Consider the following 18,138-nt stretch of genomic DNA (forward strand, 5'->3'; position numbering starts at 1 on the left):
ACGGCCCACGCTGTGATCGGGCTGTTGGTTAAATAAAGTTCAGAATCGTCGTCTGATCGGCCGAAGCGAAATCCTCAGCGTCCTGCGCCCGGTCCGAACGAGCGCAGGAAGAACGCGAGATTGGCCGGGCGCTCGGCCAGTCGGCGCATGAAGTAGCCGTACCACTGGTCGCCGTAGGGCACATAGGTGCGCAGGTGCGCGCCCGTGGCGACCAGCCGCTGCTGCTCGTCGTCGCGGATGCCGTAGAGCATCTGGAATTCGAAGCGGTCCGGCGCCCGCTGCGCCGCGCGCAGGTAGTGGGCGGCGGCGTCGAGCATGACCGGGTCGTGGGTGGCCACCATGGGATAGCCCAGGCCGCGCATGAGGATGTCGAGGCAGCGCAGATAGGACGCGTCCACCTCGTCGCGGCCCTGGTACGCGACCCCGGCGGGTTCGCGATAGGCGCCTTTGCACAGGCGGATTCGCGATCCGGGACCGGACAGGTCGCGGCAGTCGCCCTCGGTACGCAGCAGATACGCCTGCAGAACCGTGCCCACCCAGGGGAAGTCCGCCCGTAGCGCGTGCACGACGGACAGGGTGGAATCGGTGGTGGTGTGGTCCTCGGCGTCCACGGTGACCCAGACCCCCGCCGTCGCGGCCGCGGTGCAGATCTTGTGGGCGTGTTCGAGAGCGATGGCGTGACCGTCCCTCGGTAGCGCCTGTCCGAGCGCCGAGAGCTTGAGCGAAACCTCCAACGGCCGCACCTCTCCCGTGGAACCGGGCAGATCGCCCAGGGTTGCGAGCAGGGCGAGGTAGTGCGCGACGGTGGCACGCGCCTGCGCGAGGTCGGTGGTGTCCTCGCCCAGATAGTCGAGGCTGACGTACTGCCCGGAGTCGAGCAGCGTCCCGGTGGCCGCCGCGGCATCCGCCTCGGATTCCCCGGCGACGAAGCGCCGCACCATCTTCCGGGTCGACGGCAGCCCGGTCACCGTCCGTTCCACCCGCGGCGACCGCGAGGCCGCCAGCAGCGCCGGGCGCAGCACGGTCGTGAACATCAGTGCTCCCCCGCTTCCGTCGCCACGGTCTGATGCGGATACCGGTGATCGGTCGGCGGCACGAACGTCTCCTTGATCGTGCGCGCCGAGGTCCAGCGCAGCAGGTTCTGCGCCGACCCGGCCTTGTCGTTCGTGCCGGAGCCCCGCGAGCCGCCGAACGGCTGCTGGCCGACCACCGCGCCGGTCGGCTTGTCATTGATGTAGAAATTGCCCGCCGCGTACCGAAGTCGCTCGGACGCCTTCGCGACCGCCGTCCGGTCGTCGGCGATCACCGCGCCGGTGAGTCCGTACGACGACCCGCGATCGACCAGATCCAGCACCGCGTCGAACCCGTCCGGTGTCGCGTCGTCGTAGATGTGCACGGCCAGAATCGGCCCGAAGTACTCGGTCCGGAACGCCTCGTCACCCGGATCCTCGCCCAGCAGGACGGTCGGCTCGACGAAGTAACCCACACTGTCGTCGGCGCGACCGCCGGTGAGCACGGTCAGAGTGGGTGTCGCCTTGGCCCGGGCGAGGGCGTCCACATTGCGGTCGAAGGCGCGCCGATCGATCAGCGCCCCACCGAAATTCGTGAAATCGGTGACGTCGCCGTAGGTCAGCTCCGACACCTTGCCCAGGAAGTCCCCGGACATGCGCGACCACACCGATTTCGGGATGAACGCGCGCGACGCCGCCGAACACTTCTGCCCCTGGTAGTCGAACGCCCCGCGAATCAGCGCCGTACTCAACACATCCGGATCCGCCGAACTGTGGGCGATCACGAAATCCTTGCCACCGGTCTCGCCGACCAGCCGCGGATAAGTGTCGTACCCGGCGATGTTCTCCCCCACCGTGCGCCACAGCCGCTGGAACGTCCCCGTCGAACCCGTGAAGTGAATGCCCGCCAGCCGCCGATCCGCCAGCGCCACGGCCGATACCTCCGGACCGTGCCCGTGCACCAGATTGATCACGCCCGGCGGCAGGCCCGCTGCCTCCAGCAGCCGCATTGTCCAATACGCCGAAAACGCCTGTGTGGGCGAGGGTTTCCACACCACGGTGTTGCCCATCAGCGCCGGCGCGGTCGGCAGATTGGCCGCGATGGCGGTGAAATTGAACGGCGTGACCGCGTACACGAACCCTTCCAGCGGCCGGTACTCCACCCGATTCCACACCCCCGGCGTCGAGATCGGCTGCCCGGCCAGGATTCCGCGCGCGAAGTGCACATTGAACCGCCAGAAATCCACCAGCTCACACGGCGCGTCGATCTCGGCCTGATACGCGGTCTTCGACTGCCCCAGCATGGTTGCCGCCGACACCGTCTCCCGCCACGGTCCCGCCAGCAGATCCGCGGCGCGCAGGAATACCGCCGCCCGCTCGTCGAACGACAGCGTCCGCCACTCCGGAGCCGCAGCGGCAGCTGCCTCGATGGCGTCGGCCGCATCGTGCGCCTCGGCGACCGTGATGGTCCCGAGCACCGCCGAATGCCGGTGCGGCTGCACGACATCCACCACCTCCCCGGCACTCCGCCGCTCCCGTCCACCGATCACATGTGGAATCTCGAGCGGCGTCGCGGCGAGTTCGGTGAGCTCGGCCTGCAATCGCGCGCGCTCCGGGGTGCCGGGCGCGAAGGTCCCCACCGGTTCGTTCACCGGCGACGGAGTGACTGTGATGGCGTCCATGACAACCTCCTGGCGGATTGTGGCCCGTATCACCGGGCGAGTACGCCGAGTCAACCCCGAATCGCCCCACGGATATTGAGCCGATCGGCCAAAGAACCATCGAGCCTGTTGTACGTTCGGCTGAACATCGCTGACGCCCTCGTGCCCGGTCGATGGTGCTGTTCCGGCCCACGACCCCGCCTGGCCGAGCGTGTCGGTGCGGCAGTACCCAGGCTCGAGCACCGGAGACAGCATGACCGCAGATGAACGCCGCACCTCCACCGGTCTGCGGGCCGCCGAGTTCGACCGAACCGGAGTAGCGCTGCGGGAATTGCTCGGGGCACTGGGCACGACGCTCGTCGAACTGGTCGACGCACCGCTCGGGGACGAGGTGGCCATCCGGTCGGTGGCGCTGGTCGACAGTTCGGACCTGAGCTCGGAAACCGTTGCGCACGCCCCCATGTCGGACATGTACCTGCACGTGGGGATCGCCGAGGCCGAGGCCGTGCGGTGGCTCGAGGAGGTCGCCCAGTGGGCACCGGCGCAGCGACCCCGCGCGGTGCTGTCCAAGTCGGCGTCCGCGGCGGCCGGGTTGCGGCGGGCCGCGCTGCGGGCGGGGGTGGCGGTGGTCGGGGTGCATCCGCAGGCCCGGTGGGATCACGTCTACCCGCTGATCCGGCGGATGCTGGATCGCACCGGCCCGGCCCGCGACAGCGCGGACCAGGATCTGCTGGCTGCGGACACCGACCTGTTCGGGCTGGCGCAGATCATCGCGCAGAACGCGGGCGGCATGGTCACCATCGAGGACGCGCACTCGCACGTCCTCGCCTACTCGGCCTCCAACGATGCGGCGGACCGGCTGCGGGTCCAATCCATCCTGGGTCGGGAGGGGCCGCGCGAGTATCTGCGGATCCTGCAGCAGTGGGGTGTCTTCGACCGGCTGCGCCACACCGACGAGGTGGTCGACCTGCCCGCGCATGCCGAGCTCGACATCAAACACCGTCTGGCCGTGGGGATTCGGCGGCCGGGCGAGGGCAGCGCCGCCACCGTGCTCGGATCGATCTGGCTGCAGGAGGGCGAGCGGCCGTTCAAGTCCGACGCGGACGAGGTGTTGCGGGGCGCGTCGGCCATTGCCGCGCGGATCATCTCGCGCAGCCTGGACGCACCGTCCACCGAGGCCCTGCTGATCCAGCGTCTGTTCGGTGCGCGCGGCGGCGGGGTCGATGTGCCGTCGGTGGCGAGTGCACTGGGGATCCCGGTGACCGGCCCGGCCGCCCTCATCGGTTTCGCATCCACCGGCGCGACCCCCGCCGCCGCGGAGCTGTCGGCGCTGGGCAGCACACTTCGCTTGCGCGCCAGTGCCTTCCGTCGCGATTCGCTGGCGACTCTCATCGGCGACCGCGCCTACATCCTGCTCCCCCGCTACCACTCGGCCCGCGCGGTCACCGCCTGGACCCGACAGCTGGTCGACCAGTTGGAATCCACCGGCGCCCCGATCCTGCGCGCCTCCATCGCCGTTCCCGTCGCCGAGCTGACCGACGTCGCCCGGGCCCGCCTCGAGGTGGACCGCGTCCTGGACAGCACCGCGGCGGGCTTTCCGAAGGATCGGGTCACCACCCTCGCCGAATCCCGTACAGCCGTACTGCTCGGCGAGATCCTCGATCTCATCGCCGCCCGCCCCGAACTCGAGGACCCGCGCCTGACCGCCCTGTTCGACTACGACCGCGGGCACGCCGCGCAACTCGAGGCCAGCGTCGACCACTACCTGCGCCATCACGGCGACGTGCGGGCCGCGGCCACCGCGTTGCGTATCCACCCGAACACGCTGCGCTACCGCCTGCGCCGCGCCCAGGACATCACCGGCATCGACCTCGACGACCCGGCCGATCGCCTACTGCTCGAACTGCAACTGGCCCACCACCGCCTCGGCGTGGACCGGATTCGGCACCGGCCGCCCCAGCACTGAGCAACCATCCAGCGAAGTACGGCCTATTCCGTCAGCGCCGCTTCCGGAATCGGCCACGATTCATGGAGATCCTCTGGCCTCGAGGAGAAATCGTCACGCGCCGTCTGGTGCGCGGGCCGGATTTGCCTCGGCGCGGCGGTTCGGGACCGCGGGAAACGCGCGCAACCGACACATCGCAGGGTCGTTCTGGCACCCTGTCCCAATGAGGTGGTCAATCGTCCTGGTTGCTGTGCTCGTGCTGGCAGCCGGGTGTGCTGCGCGGCAATCGGATTCACCCTGGCGCGAGGTATCGCTGCCGCAACATGGGGCGCGGGTGCTGGAGTTTGCGCCGATCGCGGGCGGCGTGCTCGCACTGGGCTCGATTCCGGCCGGCGACGGTCGCGCCCCGGCCGCCTGGTCCTCCCCCGACGGCACTCGCTGGACATCGGTCCCCGTACGGCCCGACAGCCCGTACGGCGCACTGGCAGAACTGATTTCGGCGGGCACCGGCACGCACACCGTGGTGCTGGGTGAGGCTTTCGGTGGCGCGCACAGCAATCCGCGCATGACCATCTGGAGCGGCGACGGCCGGGGCCTCGCCGAACACGCTCAGGCCATGGAGATGTTCGGCGGCCCCCACGCCATTGCGGTGACCGCGGCGGCCGCGCGCGGCAGCACCGATCTGCTGGTGGGCGGCTGGGACGGCGACAACGGCCGCTACGGCGCCGCGTTCTGGACCTCCGCCGACGGCGCCGACTGGCAGCGGCACGCGGGCGATCCGGCGCTGTCGTCCGCACCCGGCGAACAGACCGGCGTGGCCGGGGTCGGTACCGGCACGCAGGGCTTCGTCATCGTCGGGGAAACCCTGCGCGACAACATCCTTCGGCCACTCGAATGGACCTCACCCGACGGCTTCGGATGGCAGCGTCACGAGCTGCCCGGCGCGAATGCCGTCGCCGCGCGCGTCGGCTGTGGCGATACCGGTTGCACGGTGCTCGGCCAATCCATCGGCGCCACACCGCATGTGCTGTGCTGGCCGTCGGCCGACGCCGATCCCGTACCCGTCCCGGGCACGGGATCGGTCGACGTTCTGCAGGTACTGGCGACCGCGTCACGCGTATTGAGTCTCGTGGCGCTCGACCACGTCGTGCAGTTGGCCTCGATGACGCCGAATTGCACTGGATGGCAACAGATTTACCTACCCGAGAGCGCTCCGGTCGCCCGCATGATCGCGCTGCCCACCGGCCTGCTGCTGGCCACCACCGAGGCCGACCGCAGCAGGCTCTGGCTGCATGCCCTGCCCTGACGGCAGGGCATCGGTCACCGCGTCACGAGGCGACGGGCAGCGACCGCACCCCGTACATCATGGCGTCGTAGTCGAAGACGACGTCGCCCATAGCCCTCGGGAATATGCAATCCGCGCTCCGACCACGCGCCACGGCTCCCGAGTCGAGTAATACCCTTGCCGCACAAGAGCTACAGGTCGGCCGACCTCAGACCGCGGCGAGTTCGTGCTGCAGCACTTCGCTCGCGGCACGTTCACCCGAGCGAATGGCTCCGTCGACCCAACCGCACATGACGGCCGAGCTCTCGGTTCCGGCCCAGTGGATCCGGCCGCACGGTTCGCGCAGCGTACGGCCGAACTGGGTGAGCACACCGGTCGGTGTGTGACTGAGCATCCCGCCACCGGAATAGCGCTCGGTACTCCAGTCCTGCTCGATGTAGTCGACCGGGAGACCGGCCTTTTCGCCGAATCGCGTGACCAATTCGTGGAGTATCGCCGTTCTGCGTTCGGCGGCATCGAGTCGACCGATCTGTCGTGCGATGGGCCCCTCGGAAATGACGCACAGGACCCCGGGCCGCCCGGTGTCGGTGCAGCCGTCGATGGTGACGGTGGCCGGCGACCCCGGCGCGAGCGACTGACCCGACAATCCGTCGCGCCGCCAGAACGGCTCGTCGTACAGGACGGAAATCTTGATGATCGCGCCACTGGGCACCCGCTGATGCAAGAGCGAGCGATCGACCGGCAACATCGGCTCGTACCGGATCTGACCGGCAATCGCCAAGGGGACGGCCACGATCGCCCGACGTGCACGCACCGTCGATCCATCCGCATGCACCCTCACCCCGGCAGCGTCCTGCTCGATACTGTGCACCGGCTGCGACAGGTGAATCGAGTCGCCGAGCTCGGCCGCCATCGGCCCGTAGATCGCACCCATGCCCCCGACGATCCGGGCGTCCTGGGCGCCGCCCTTGACGCCGAACATGAAGTTCGGCCCCCCTCCCGATGCCATCTGATACAGCGCGAAAAGCATCGACACTTCCGAGGCGGCCGAGGTGTAACTGCCCGCGATGGCGGTCTCGAGCAGATCGTAGGCGGGCTTGGACCAGACGGTGCGATCCAGCCACTGCGCCAGGCTGATCCGATCCCACTTGTCGGCCTTCTTCGCCTCCCACGGTGCCTCGAGCGGGATCGACTTGCACATGTGCCCCAGCTCGACAAAGCTCGCGCCGAGATTCATCGACGCCCAGGGGCTCATCGTCCACGGGATCGTGCCGGTGTAGCGGTGCTGCTTGCCGTCGACGACCATCATGGCCTCGCCGTCGGTGTACTGCCGGTAACTCCGTACCCCGAACTCGTTCATCAAGGCATGGATGCGGTCCTGTCCCGGCCCTATCCAGGCGCCACCACGGTCGATCCAGCAACCGTCCGCGCGCACCTCGGTGAAGGTGCGCCCGCCGAGCCGGTCGCGGGCTTCCAGCACCACCACCGATCGCTCCGCTTGTTTCAGCCGCAACGCAGCCGTCAACCCCGCGAATCCGCCACCGATTACGCAATAGTCGAAGTCTGTCATCGAGAGCCGCCTTCGTCTTGAAGTTCCCCTGGCCACCATCGGGCCACGGCACTGCTCGCACCCGCGACTCCACGGATGCGAACCACCTTCGATCGGACTCACACCTCAAACCGGCAATTCTATAGCAAATTGCACGGGCGGCTGCCGGCCCCCGCTCCGTTGGTGTCGAGAGCCGTTCGGTTCCAACACCTTCTTCTATGCGGGCCCGCGCACCACCGGCAGCAGCGCCCAGCGCTGTCCGCTGGTCGGACCGCAGTGGAACGGCCAAGCGTCCCAACGGTTCCGGCGACCGATTCCTTTCTCGGGTGGCGGCGGTCTACCTGGTGACAAGCCGAGAAGGAGTGCTGATCGCCATGAACATCCCCACCACCATGCGGGCTCTGCAGCAGACCTCGCTGCAGGGCCCGCAGGACCTGCGCCTGATCACCGACGCGCCGGTACCGGTTCCCGGTCCGGGCGAGGTCCTGATCCGGGTCGCTGCCGCCGGAGTCAACTTCGCCGACATCTCCCAGGCCCACGGCACATTCCTGGGCGGACCACGACCACCGTACACGGCGGGGTTCGAGGCCGCCGGTGAGATCGTCGCGATGGGAGACGAAGTGGCCGAACTGAATCCGCGGGCCCGCGTCGTCGGCGTCGGGGCTGGAGCATTCGCCGAATACGCGGTGCTGCGCGCCGCCTCGGCCGTGCCGATCCCGGCCGGGTGGACCGCCGAGCAGGCACTCGGACTGGTCGTGAACTGGCCCACCGCGCTCGCCGCATTGAAACCGTTGGGCCGCATAGCCACTGGTGAGACGGTCCTCATCCATGCCGCGGCGGGCGCGACCGGCCAGGCCGCAGTGGCCATCGCAAAGTACTACGGTGCGACCGTCGTCGCCACCGCCTCACCGGGCAAACACGAAATCGTGCGCGGACTCGGTGCCGACCACGTGCTGGACTCGCGGTCAGAGCACGTTGCCGCCCAGGTCCTGGAGCTGACCGGCGGCGCAGGAGCCGACCTGGTGCTCGAATCCGCCGGTGGCGTGACCTTCACCGCCAGCCTCGCCGCGGCCAAACGGGTCACCGGACGGGTCGTCGTCTACGGCATGGCAGGAGGCGATACCGCCGTCACCAACTGGGAGTTGGTGTACAAACACCAGATTCACCTCATCGGCCTCAACATCGGTGTGCTCATCCAGACCGCACCCCGCGTCTTCGGCGATATCGTGGCCGAAATGTTCGCGCTCATCGCCGCAGGTGTCCTCACTCCCACCAGGCCCACCACGCACGATCTCGCCGACGGCCCGAAGGTCCTCGCCGAATTGGAATCCCGCGCCACCGTCGGCAAATTGGCCCTGTTGCCCTGACCGCTCCGGACACCCGCTGACCTGGGTTTCGATTCCTTTGAACCGCCGTCCCGGTCGTCACCGGTGATAGCCCGATCAGCGGGTACACGATCCGGACAGGGAGCAGCCCATGACAACCAGACATTCCGCAGCCCAGCGGCAGCCTAAACTCGCGGCATGACGGCGCACCTGCTGGAGGCGGCCGACCAGGACCGCTTCGCCGCCGAAACCGAGCAATTCCGCCGGGAACTGCTGGCGCACTGCTACCGCATGGTCGGCTCGGCCCACGACGCCGAAGACCTGGTCCAGGAGACATACCTGCGCGCCTGGCGCTCCTACGCCGCTTTCGAGGGCCGGGCCTCGGTTCGGTCCTGGCTGTACAAGATCGCCACCAATGTCTGCCTGTCGGCGCTCGAACCGCGCCGCATCCGAGTACTGCCCTCGGGCCTGGGAGGTCCCGCCGACGGGTCCGAGGGAGCACCGAGTCGCGTTGCGCCGGGCGAGGTTTCGTGGCTCGAACCATGCCCCGGCGGCTGGATCGCCCCGGCCGCGGACGACCCGGCCACAGCGGTGGTCGCCCGCGAGTCACTCCGCCTGGCCCTCATCGCGAGCCTCCAGCATCTCCCCGCCCGCCAGCGCGCCATCCTCATCCTGCGTGAGGTCCTCTCCTTCTCCGCCTCCGAAACCGCCGAAATACTCGGCACCACAACCGCAGCGGTCAAGAGCGGCCTGCAGCGCGCCCGCGCCCGCCTGAACGAATTGCCCTCGGGCCCAGAGGAATTGCTCGAACCGTCCGATCAGCGGGCGCAGGCATTACTCAACGGCTACATCGCCGCCTTCGAGCACGCCGACGCGGCTCTTCTGGAGCAGGTGCTGCGCGCCGATGCCACGCTGGAGGCGACCCCGTTCCGCGATTGGCAGGCGGGCCGGGTGAACTGCATCAGCATGCTCGATGCCTATGTGATGGGCCGGCCCGGCGACTGGCGGATGCTACCCACCTCGGCCAACGGGCAGCCCGCCGCCATCGAGTACCACCGGGACATCGATGGTGTGCTCCGCGGTCACGGCATCGTGGTCCTGGCGCCGACCGCCGCCGGTGTCCGCGGTGTGATCTCGTTCCACGACCCGGCGCTCGTCGCATTGTTCGGCTTCCCCGAGGTGCTCGCGGAATGAGCCGGTAGAAAAGGGTTTCCGCCGGGCGCTGCTGCCGAGATTTCACGAACCCCGCACGGTGCAAATGTATTTCATACTCGGCGGGTAGATAGGGATACCCGCAATTCGCGGTTATAAAACATCGGCATAACTTTTCAATTGCGACAGCCCGAACTGGACAAATAACCCTTGCCGAGTAGAAGGGTTCGTGGCACTGTATACCAGGGTTTGGCTCAGTTCAACTCACGACGAGGAGTTTCGAAATGGGTAGCGAACTTTCGTGCGATGCCTCACTCGAGAACGCCTTCGACTTTCTGCAGCTTCAGCCCGACAATTCCGCACTGTTCGGCGCGGTCGATTCACGGAAGCGGTCGCTGCATATCGTTCTCGTCGCTCCACCGTATTTCGATATCCCCCCGGTCGGCTACGGCGGTGTCGAGGCCGTTGTCGCCACGCTGGCCGATGAGCTGGTCGATCAGGGTCACCGCGTCACACTGCTCGGCGCCGGCCGCGCCGGTACGAAGGCCCGATTCGTCCGGGTCTGGGACGATGTCCAATCCAGGCGGCTGGGCGAGCCGTACCCCGAGATCGTCAATGCCATGAAGGCCTGGCAGATCATCGAGGCACTGCACGTCGAGGACCCGATCGACGTCGTGCACGATCACACCTTCGCCGGCCCGGGCAACGCGGCCGCCTACCGGATGCTCGGGATTCCCACCGTCGTCACCGTGCACGGTCCGGTCGACCCCGAGATGCACGAGTACTACCAATCGTTCGATCGCAGTGTGCGGCTCGTGGCGATCAGTGACCGGCAGCGCGCGCTGGCGCCGGATCTGAACTGGATCGGCCGCGTGCACAACGCGATTCGCCCCTCGGAATGGCCCTTCCGCACCGAGAAGCTCGACTACGCCCTGTTCCTGGGCCGCTACGCGCCCTACAAGGGACCCCACCTGGCGCTCCAGGCCGCACACTCCGCCGGTGTGCGCCTGGTCCTGGCGGGCAAGCTCAACGAGCCGCCCGAGCACGAGTTCTTCCACAACTACATCGAGCCGCTGCTGACCGACAGCGACGATGTCTTCGGTGAGGCCGACGCGACCGCCAAACGCCATCTGCTCGCCGGCGCGCGCTGCCTTTTGTTCCCGATTCGGTGGGAAGAACCCTTCGGCATCGTCATGATCGAGGCCATGGTCTGTGGCACACCGGTGATCGCGCTGCGCGGCGGCGCGGTGGAAGAGGTCGTCGAACATGGCGTGACCGGATGGATCTGCGACGATCCCGACGAACTACCCGGATTCATCGCCCGCGCCGATGAGATCGACCCCTACGCCTGCCGGGAGCGTGTCGAAAGGCTGTTCTCCACCGACCTGCTCGCGCAGGGCTACGACGCGGCCTACCACCGGGCGATCGAACTGGCGGCCGAACGGGCGTCCCGACCGGGCGTCCGGCTGCGGTTACCCGCGGCGACCCGGATCCTCAGCACCCAGCTGCCGGGTGGCCGCCCGTGAGCGTATTCAATGCCGGCCCACCCATTCTCATCGAGGGTGGCGCCGGCGTGGTCACCCTCGTCGAGGCCGGAACCTTCTGCCTGTCCGACCGACTCGGGGACATTCACCCCGGCACCGCCCACGGTTTGTACTACCGGGACACGCGCATCCTGACCCGATGGGAGCTGCGCGTGGACGGCCTTCCGCCGGAACAGCTTTCGGTGGTCGTGCGCGAACCCTTCCGGGCGCGATTCGTGGCGCGCAAACCGCCACCGCACGGTGTCGCCGACGCGACGGTGCTGGTCCAGCGCCGGCGCGTCGTGGGTGAGGGCATGCAGGAGTTCATCAGCGTGCTCAATCTCGGCGACGAGGACACCGCCCTGACGGTGGTTCTCGATGCCGAGGCGGACTTCGCAGATCTGTTCGCGGTCAAGGAGGGCCGGGCGGGCGGTGGCGGCGGCGAGTCCGCCGCCACCGAACAGGGGCTGCGTTTCACCGACCGCAGTCAGCAGGGGCGTGGCGTCATCATCACCGCCGGCGAGGACGCCGAGGTTCAGCCCGGATCGCTGACCTGGCAGGTGCTGGTCCCGGCACACGGCAGCTGGCAGACGGTGGTGCACTGCCAGCCGATCAACGATCATCGGGCCGTCCCGATGAACTTCGACGACGACGACGAATACAGCCCGGCGGACAAGATCCGCCGCTGGCGCGCCTCGACCACCACCCTCACCGCGAGCGGCGCCGGCCTCAACGCCATCCTGCAGCGCACCGAGACCGATCTGGGTGCGCTGCGTCTCGACGATCCCGCCGACGGCACCTCGTATGTGGCCGCCGGCGCGCCCTGGTTCATGGCCCTGTTCGGCCGCGACAGTCTGCTCACCTCGTGGATGGCGCTGCTGCTGGATTCGGACCTGGCCCTGGGCACACTGCGCCAGCTCGCGAAACTTCAAGGCACCGAGTCGAATCCGCTCACCGAGGAGGAACCCGGCCGCATCATGCACGAGCGGCGTTACGGTCCCGGCAGTGATCGGGTGCTCGGCGGCACCGTCTACTACGGCACGGCCGACGCGACGCCGTTGTTCGTGATGCTGCTCGCCGAATGCCGTCGCTGGGGTATCGGCACCGCAGCCGTTCAGGAGCTGCTGCCGGCCGCCGACGCGGCACTGGCCTGGATCGACTCCGACGCCGACCTCGACGGTGACGGCTTCGTCGAGTACCGGCGCAAGACCGACCGCGGCCTCGCCAACCAGGGATGGAAGGACAGCTGGGACGCGATCGGATTCGCCGACGGCCGCCTCGCCGATCCGCCGATCGCCCTGTGCGAGGTACAGGGCTACGTGTACGCGGCCCGGATCGGCCGTGCCGAATTGGCCGAGGAGGCCGGCGACCATGCTCTCGCCGAGCGGTTGCGCGCCCAGGCGGCCGACCTCAAAGCCCGTTTCGACGAGGCCTTCTGGATGCCGAAGAGCAGCTGCTATGCCCTGGCCTTGGACGGCTCGAAGCAGCCGGTCGATGTCGGATCGAGCAATCCCGGCCACTGCCTGTGGACCGGTATCGTGCCCGATGAACGCGCGGCCGAACTGGTCGAGCGGCTGGGCGCGGCGGACCTGAACAGCGGATTCGGTTTGCGCACACTGTCTTCCACCGCTCGCCACTTCAATCCCATGGGTTACCACACCGGTTCGGTGTGGCCGCACGATACGGCCATCGCCGTGGCCGGTCTGATGCGCTACGGCCACATCCCCGGCGCACTGGACCTGAGTGTGAAACTCACGAGCGGACTGCTCGAGGCCATCCTGGAATTCGGCGCCCGGCCGCCCGAACTGTTCTGCGGCTTCGCGCGCTCCGAATTCAGTTCCCCGGTGCCGTATCCCACCTCGTGCTCGCCGCAGGCGTGGGCGAGTGCGGCACCTCTGCTGCTCATGCGATCGTTCCTGGGGCTGATGCCCGACGTTCCCGGGCGCACCCTCACGATCGCGCCACGCCTGCCCGACCGGGCGGGCACCATCCGGCTCGCGGACCTCCGCCTGGGTCCGGCCACGGTGACCATCGAGGCGTGCGGCACCGACGCGAAGGTGCAGGGGCTGCCACCGGATTGGCAGCTGAACCGGAAATAGCGACGAGCGGTACCGGCCGATGCCGGTACCGCCCGGTCCTCGGACGCAAAATGGCGGCCTGGTGGCCGCCATATTGTTGTTCAGTTGGTACTTGTGTCCGGAGGGGGACTTGAACCCCCACGCCCTAATACGGGCACTAGCACCTCAAGCTAGCGCGTCTGCCATTCCGCCACCCGGACCGGTGATGCTCAGCAAGGTTATCGGATCGGACCGCCTGGACCAAATCGGTCGATGTCCTGGGTGTTCACCGCGGACTCGGAGGCGGTGGGAGTGGTTGCCGCCGGGCCGGTTCGCGACCCGGCAGGCCACCCCCCGATCTCAAACCTTCAGCGCCTCCAGCAGCGCGGCACGCTGCCGGGAACCCAGGCCGCCGATGCGGCGGTCGGCGGGGATCTCGGCCTCGTCCATCAGCTTGGCCGCCTTGACCGGGCCGATGCCCGGGAGCGCCTTGATGACCGCCGCCACCTTCGTCTTCTTGACCAGGTCCTCCTTGTCGGCGCGCTTGAGCACGTCGGCCAGGCTGACCGACCCCTTCTTGACCTGCGCGATGAGTTCCGAGCGGGCCTTGCGAACCGCCGCGGCCTTCGCCAGCGCCTCGGAGCGTTGTTCGGGGGTCATGGTGGGCAGAGCCATATGTCCTTACCTTTCACTCGTTCGCTGGTACGTCGCCGACGATTCAACATGACACCAGGCCCTCCGCAAGTACGACACACCGCGTGGACGTGGCCTACACGTCGATCGACCAGCGAAACATGGACACCGGGCATCGGTCGGCCGCCCGGAAGGATGCCGGTCATGCGACCAGGAGTTTGCTGGATCGCGGAGCTGGCAAATCCGGGCCGCGGCGGGTGGCATCGGTACTACGGTGGGCCCGAACATCACCGGGCACCGGCGGAAGGCGGGGCAGATGAAGGGGTCGTATTCGTACGCCGAGCCGGGCACGACCGAACCAACGCTGGCGGACCGATACGACAGCGCAGACCCCGTGACCTGGAACGGAGCGCAGGTCTACCCCCTGCACTCGGAAGGTGTCGGCGGCTCCCCCACCGCGGTCCGGCTGACACTGCGCAGCGCCGCCCCGCGCCCCGGGGTGCGCAGCCTCGGTATCGGGCTCGCCGTGGAGCGCGGACATGTGTTGCTGGAGGGCCGCCGGCTCAGGGGGGTTGACGTCTGGAGCGATGCCATGTCGGGCGGCATCGAGCTCCAGGTATGCCCGGCCGAGACCGATGCCGCCATCACCCTCACCCCCGTCTGGGTGGACGACACCGAGGCCACCGTGTCCTGGACCGGCAACTACGGCATCCTCATCGCCCGCGAACCCGCCATGACGGTCCTGCGCTGCAGCACCGGCGTCGGCCCGCCCGACTTCGGCGAACTGGTCGTGGAGCTCGCCATCGGCCCTACCCCGCCGCGCCCGGCCCCGCCCACCGAGGCCAGCCGCTACCAGAACGCGCTCTACGACCTGGGCGTGGCCATGCAGCGCCGGGGCGACGAGGAGCAGGCCTGCCAACTATGGACGCAGGCAGCCGAATTCGGTCATCCGGCCGCCGCTTACGATCTCGGTGTCTTCCGCTATCGCCGGGGCGATTTCACCGAGGCCGAACACTGGTGGCGCGCCGCCGCCACCCACGGCGACCCCCGGGCCATGGCCGGTCTCGCCGAACTCCTCGATCGCCGCGGCAATCCCAGCGAGGCCAGGCTGTGGCGGGCCGCCAGCACCGCGGACGATCAGTACCCGTGACGCCTTTCGTCAGGCGGACCTGTAGCGCCGCAAATACTCCCCTGTCAACGAGGCCGGGTCGGTCAGCAGTTCGGCGGGAGTGCCGGTGAACACGACCTCGCCGCCGTTCTTGCCGCCGTCGGGCCCGAGGTCGATGACCCAGTCCGCGTGTGCGACCACGTCCAGGTTGTGTTCGATGACCACGACCGTGTTCCCGCGCTCGACCAGGTTGTCCATGAGCGTGAGCAGGGTGTCGACATCGGACATGTGCAGGCCGGTGGTGGGTTCGTCGAGGACGTAGACCGTGCCGGTGTTCTGCAGCTGCGTCGCGAGTTTGATGCGCTGGCGTTCGCCGCCGGAGAGGGTGCTCATGGCCTGGCCCAGGCTCAGGTAGTCCAGGCCGACCTCGTTCATGGTGCGCAACTTGGCATTCAGCGCCTTCTCGGGGAAGAACTCCACGGCCGCCTCGGCGGAGAGCTCGAGGACGTCGGCAATCGACTTGCCGCGCATGGTGAGCGCGAGGACCCGATCGGAAAACCGCCGCCCGTCACAGGACTCACAGTGGGTGGTGACCGGGTCCATGTAGGCGATCTCGGTGATGATGACGCCGCGGCCGCCGCATTCGGTGCAGGCGCCGTCGGAGTTGAAGCTGAACAGGCCGGCCGGTTCGCCGGTCGCCTTGGCGAACAGCTTGCGGATCGGATCCATGAGCCCGAGGTAGGTGGCGGGCGTGGACCGGGAGGACGCGGCGATGGCGGACTGGTCCACGAAGACCGATTCCGGGTAGCGGACCAGGAATTCATCGCGGATGAGGCTGCTCTTGCCCGAGCCCGCGACACCGGTGATGGCAGTCAGGATGCCGGTCGGAATGGCGACCGTGACATCTTTCAGGTTGTGCGCGTTGGCATTCGCCACCGTCAGCGCGCCCGTCGCGGACCGGAAGTTCTCCTTGACTCGGAAGTCGCGGCGCAATCCCGCTCCCGTGGGGGTGTCGGCCTGCCGCAACTCGGCGAAACTGCCGGTGAAGACGACCTCGCCGCCGTGGACGCCCGCGCGCGGACCGACATCCACGATGTGGTCGGCGATCTGGATGACATCCGGATCGTGCTCGACGACCAGGACGGTATTGCCCTTGTCCCGCAGCGCCTCCAGCATGTGGTTGAGCCGCCCGACGTCGCGCGGGTGCAGGCCGACGCTGGGTTCGTCGAAGATGTAGGTCATCCCGACCAGGGTGCTGCCCAGGTGCTTGATCATCTTCAGGCGCTGGCCCTCACCGCCGGACAGGGACGAGGTGGCGCGATCCAGGCTCAGGTAGCCCAGCCCGATATCGGCGACGCGTTCGAGCGCGATCCGGGTGGCCGCGGCCAGCGGGACGGCGGCCGGGTCGTCGATCTCCCCGAGGACCTCGATCAGATCGGTGATCTGCAGCCGCGACCAGTCGGCGATATTGCGTCCATTGATGGCGGTGGCCAAGGCTTTCGGATTCAGTCGCGCCCCTTGGCAGGCCGGGCATACGCCCTCGGTGAGGAAGCGCTGAATCTGCTCGCGGGTCTTCTCCGACAGCCCCGAGGTGTCGCGCTTGAGCCGGGTGCGGGTGAATTTATCGACCAGGCCTTCGTAATTGGCTTTCCAGGTGCCTTTCGCGAAAGACAATTCCACTTTGCCGCCGGTGCCATGCAGCAGGTCGTGCCATTCCGCGTCGTCGTAGTCGGCAAGTTTCTTGTCCGGGTCGAATCGTCCCGAGTTGACGTACATCTGCCAATCGCCGCTGCCGACGGTGTAGCCGGGCACCAGCAGTGCGCCCTCGTTGAGTGATTTCGTGCGGTCCACGAGTTTGCCCGGGTCGGCGGTGATGGCCACCCCGAGTCCGTCGCACTCGGTGCACATGCCCTGTGGGGTGTTGAAGGAGTAGTCGTAGACCAGTCCCGTGGACAGAGAACCGAAGCGCGCGAACAGGGCTCGGATCAGGGCGAAGATGTCGGTCATGGTGCCGACCGTGGAGCGTGGCCCGCCGCCGACCACTTTCTGATCGATGATGACGGGTGCGGTGAGGTTCTCGATGGCCTCGGCGTGCGGGCGTTCGTAGCGCGGCAGGAAATTCAGGACGAAGGCCGGGAAGGTGGCGTAGAGCTGCCGCTGGGATTCGATGGCGATGGTGTCGAAAACAATGGAGGACTTGCCGGATCCGGAGACCCCCGTGAAGACGGTGATCTTGTTCTTGGGAATGTCGATCGAGACGTTGCGCAGATTGTGCTCGCGGGCGCCGAGGATCCGAATTGTTTCGGTGGAGGCCAGGGACATGTCCCCCACCATGCCAGGCCGACCCCCCTCAATGTGCGGGGAAATGTGATGCAAATCACAGTGATTCGGATCGAATCTCCGGGTTCAGCCCCGATTGCCGAACGGTCGCACCCATCTACAGTGGCGGTCGATCGCGCGGTCGACACCGCCGCGCACGACCGACGAGGAACGCATGATGAACACCGCGCGATGGACGGCCGTGGCGGCCGCCGCACTGGCCGTAGCCCTGCTCTCGGGCTGCTCGGATGTCGAGAAGGCCCTCAACAAGGGCGGCGATACCAAGTGCAGCGACTACCTCGCCCAGAACGCCGACACCCAGCGCGTCACCATCACCAAGTTCATCAAGCAGCAGACCGGCAACGACCACGAGCCCGCCGGCACCCAGGTGGACCTCTCCATGGCCGCCGTCCAGGGCCTCTGTCAGGTCCAGGCCAACAAGGACACCCCGATCAAGAACGCCAACCTGGCGGGCATCCTCCACTAGCTCCCCAATCCCGCCCTTGCGCACCCTATTTCGCCTGGCCCAGCCCCGATTTCCGTTTCTTCCAACGTCTCCGCTAATCTTGTC

The 18,138-nt window shown here is 67.9% G+C and carries 13 protein-coding genes and 1 tRNA gene; 8 read left to right on the forward strand and 6 right to left on the reverse strand.

Annotated features, from left to right (window positions below; translation table 11 throughout):
- Positions 1-74: 74 nt before the first annotated feature.
- Together ABZ909_RS29455 and pruA are read right to left on the reverse strand one after the other, a co-directional pair.
- Positions 75-1,034 carry a proline dehydrogenase family protein gene (locus tag ABZ909_RS29455; RefSeq protein ID WP_357005795.1) on the reverse strand — a complete coding sequence of 320 codons (960 nt, stop codon included), beginning with the start codon at positions 1,032-1,034 and terminating at the stop codon, positions 75-77.
- On the reverse strand, positions 1,034-2,692 hold the full coding sequence (gene pruA, locus ABZ909_RS29460; protein WP_357005798.1) for an L-glutamate gamma-semialdehyde dehydrogenase: 1,659 nt from the start codon (positions 2,690-2,692) through the stop codon (positions 1,034-1,036). The genes ABZ909_RS29455 and pruA overlap by 1 nt, the downstream gene beginning before the upstream one ends.
- Before the next feature lie 232 nt (positions 2,693-2,924).
- On the opposite strand from pruA, the gene ABZ909_RS29465 reads away from it, so the two are divergent.
- Both ABZ909_RS29465 and ABZ909_RS29470 read left to right on the forward strand, forming a co-directional pair.
- Complete coding sequence (locus ABZ909_RS29465) at positions 2,925-4,637, forward strand: helix-turn-helix domain-containing protein (protein WP_357005801.1); 1,713 nt, start codon at positions 2,925-2,927, stop codon at positions 4,635-4,637.
- A gap of 202 nt (positions 4,638-4,839) precedes the next feature.
- Positions 4,840-5,922, forward strand: a complete 1,083-nt coding sequence (locus tag ABZ909_RS29470; RefSeq protein WP_357005803.1) for a hypothetical protein — start codon at positions 4,840-4,842, stop codon at positions 5,920-5,922.
- A 187-nt stretch (positions 5,923-6,109) separates the two neighbouring features.
- Here the strand turns inward: ABZ909_RS29470 and ABZ909_RS29475 are convergent, their stop codons facing one another.
- Positions 6,110-7,471 carry an FAD-dependent oxidoreductase gene (locus ABZ909_RS29475; protein WP_357005806.1) on the reverse strand — a complete coding sequence of 454 codons (1,362 nt, stop codon included), beginning with the start codon at positions 7,469-7,471 and terminating at the stop codon, positions 6,110-6,112.
- A 353-nt stretch (positions 7,472-7,824) separates the two neighbouring features.
- Here ABZ909_RS29475 and ABZ909_RS29480 point away from each other — a divergent pair, with 353 nt between their 5' ends.
- The 4 genes from ABZ909_RS29480 (at position 7,825) to ABZ909_RS29495 (ending at position 13,549) form a co-directional block, all read left to right on the forward strand.
- A complete protein-coding gene (locus ABZ909_RS29480; RefSeq protein ID WP_357005809.1) occupies positions 7,825-8,817 on the forward strand; it encodes an NADPH:quinone oxidoreductase family protein in 993 nt (330 codons plus the stop codon).
- A gap of 156 nt (positions 8,818-8,973) precedes the next feature.
- Positions 8,974-9,969, forward strand: coding sequence for an RNA polymerase subunit sigma-70 (locus ABZ909_RS29485; RefSeq protein ID WP_357005812.1), 996 nt, complete (start codon positions 8,974-8,976; stop codon positions 9,967-9,969).
- A gap of 242 nt (positions 9,970-10,211) precedes the next feature.
- On the forward strand, positions 10,212-11,453 hold the full coding sequence (locus ABZ909_RS29490; RefSeq protein ID WP_357005815.1) for a glycosyltransferase family 4 protein: 1,242 nt from the start codon (positions 10,212-10,214) through the stop codon (positions 11,451-11,453).
- On the forward strand, positions 11,450-13,549 hold the full coding sequence (locus tag ABZ909_RS29495; RefSeq protein ID WP_357005818.1) for a glycogen debranching N-terminal domain-containing protein: 2,100 nt from the start codon (positions 11,450-11,452) through the stop codon (positions 13,547-13,549). The genes ABZ909_RS29490 and ABZ909_RS29495 overlap by 4 nt, the downstream gene beginning before the upstream one ends.
- A 94-nt stretch (positions 13,550-13,643) precedes the next feature.
- On the opposite strand, the gene ABZ909_RS29500 is transcribed toward ABZ909_RS29495, so the two are convergent.
- Both ABZ909_RS29500 and mihF read right to left on the reverse strand, forming a co-directional pair.
- Positions 13,644-13,728 (reverse strand) — tRNA-Leu (locus tag ABZ909_RS29500).
- A 139-nt stretch (positions 13,729-13,867) separates the two neighbouring features.
- Positions 13,868-14,182 (reverse strand): integration host factor, actinobacterial type, encoded by a 315-nt coding sequence (gene mihF / locus ABZ909_RS29505; protein ID WP_357005822.1) that lies wholly within the window; start codon positions 14,180-14,182, stop codon positions 13,868-13,870.
- A gap of 274 nt (positions 14,183-14,456) precedes the next feature.
- On the opposite strand from mihF, the gene ABZ909_RS29510 reads away from it, so the two are divergent.
- On the forward strand, positions 14,457-15,290 hold the full coding sequence (locus tag ABZ909_RS29510) for a hypothetical protein (RefSeq protein ID WP_357005825.1): 834 nt from the start codon (positions 14,457-14,459) through the stop codon (positions 15,288-15,290).
- 9 nt (positions 15,291-15,299) lie between these two features.
- Here ABZ909_RS29510 and ABZ909_RS29515 read toward each other — a convergent pair whose 3' ends face one another.
- Positions 15,300-17,570 (reverse strand): excinuclease ABC subunit UvrA, encoded by a 2,271-nt coding sequence (locus tag ABZ909_RS29515; protein ID WP_357005828.1) that lies wholly within the window; start codon positions 17,568-17,570, stop codon positions 15,300-15,302.
- A 175-nt stretch (positions 17,571-17,745) separates the two neighbouring features.
- Here ABZ909_RS29515 and ABZ909_RS29520 point away from each other — a divergent pair, with 175 nt between their 5' ends.
- Positions 17,746-18,054 carry a hypothetical protein gene (locus tag ABZ909_RS29520; protein ID WP_357005831.1) on the forward strand — a complete coding sequence of 103 codons (309 nt, stop codon included), beginning with the start codon at positions 17,746-17,748 and terminating at the stop codon, positions 18,052-18,054.
- Positions 18,055-18,138: the final 84 nt, after the last annotated feature.

Source organism: Nocardia sp. NPDC046763, assembly GCF_040645495.1.
GTDB lineage: Bacteria > Actinomycetota > Actinomycetes > Mycobacteriales > Mycobacteriaceae > Nocardia.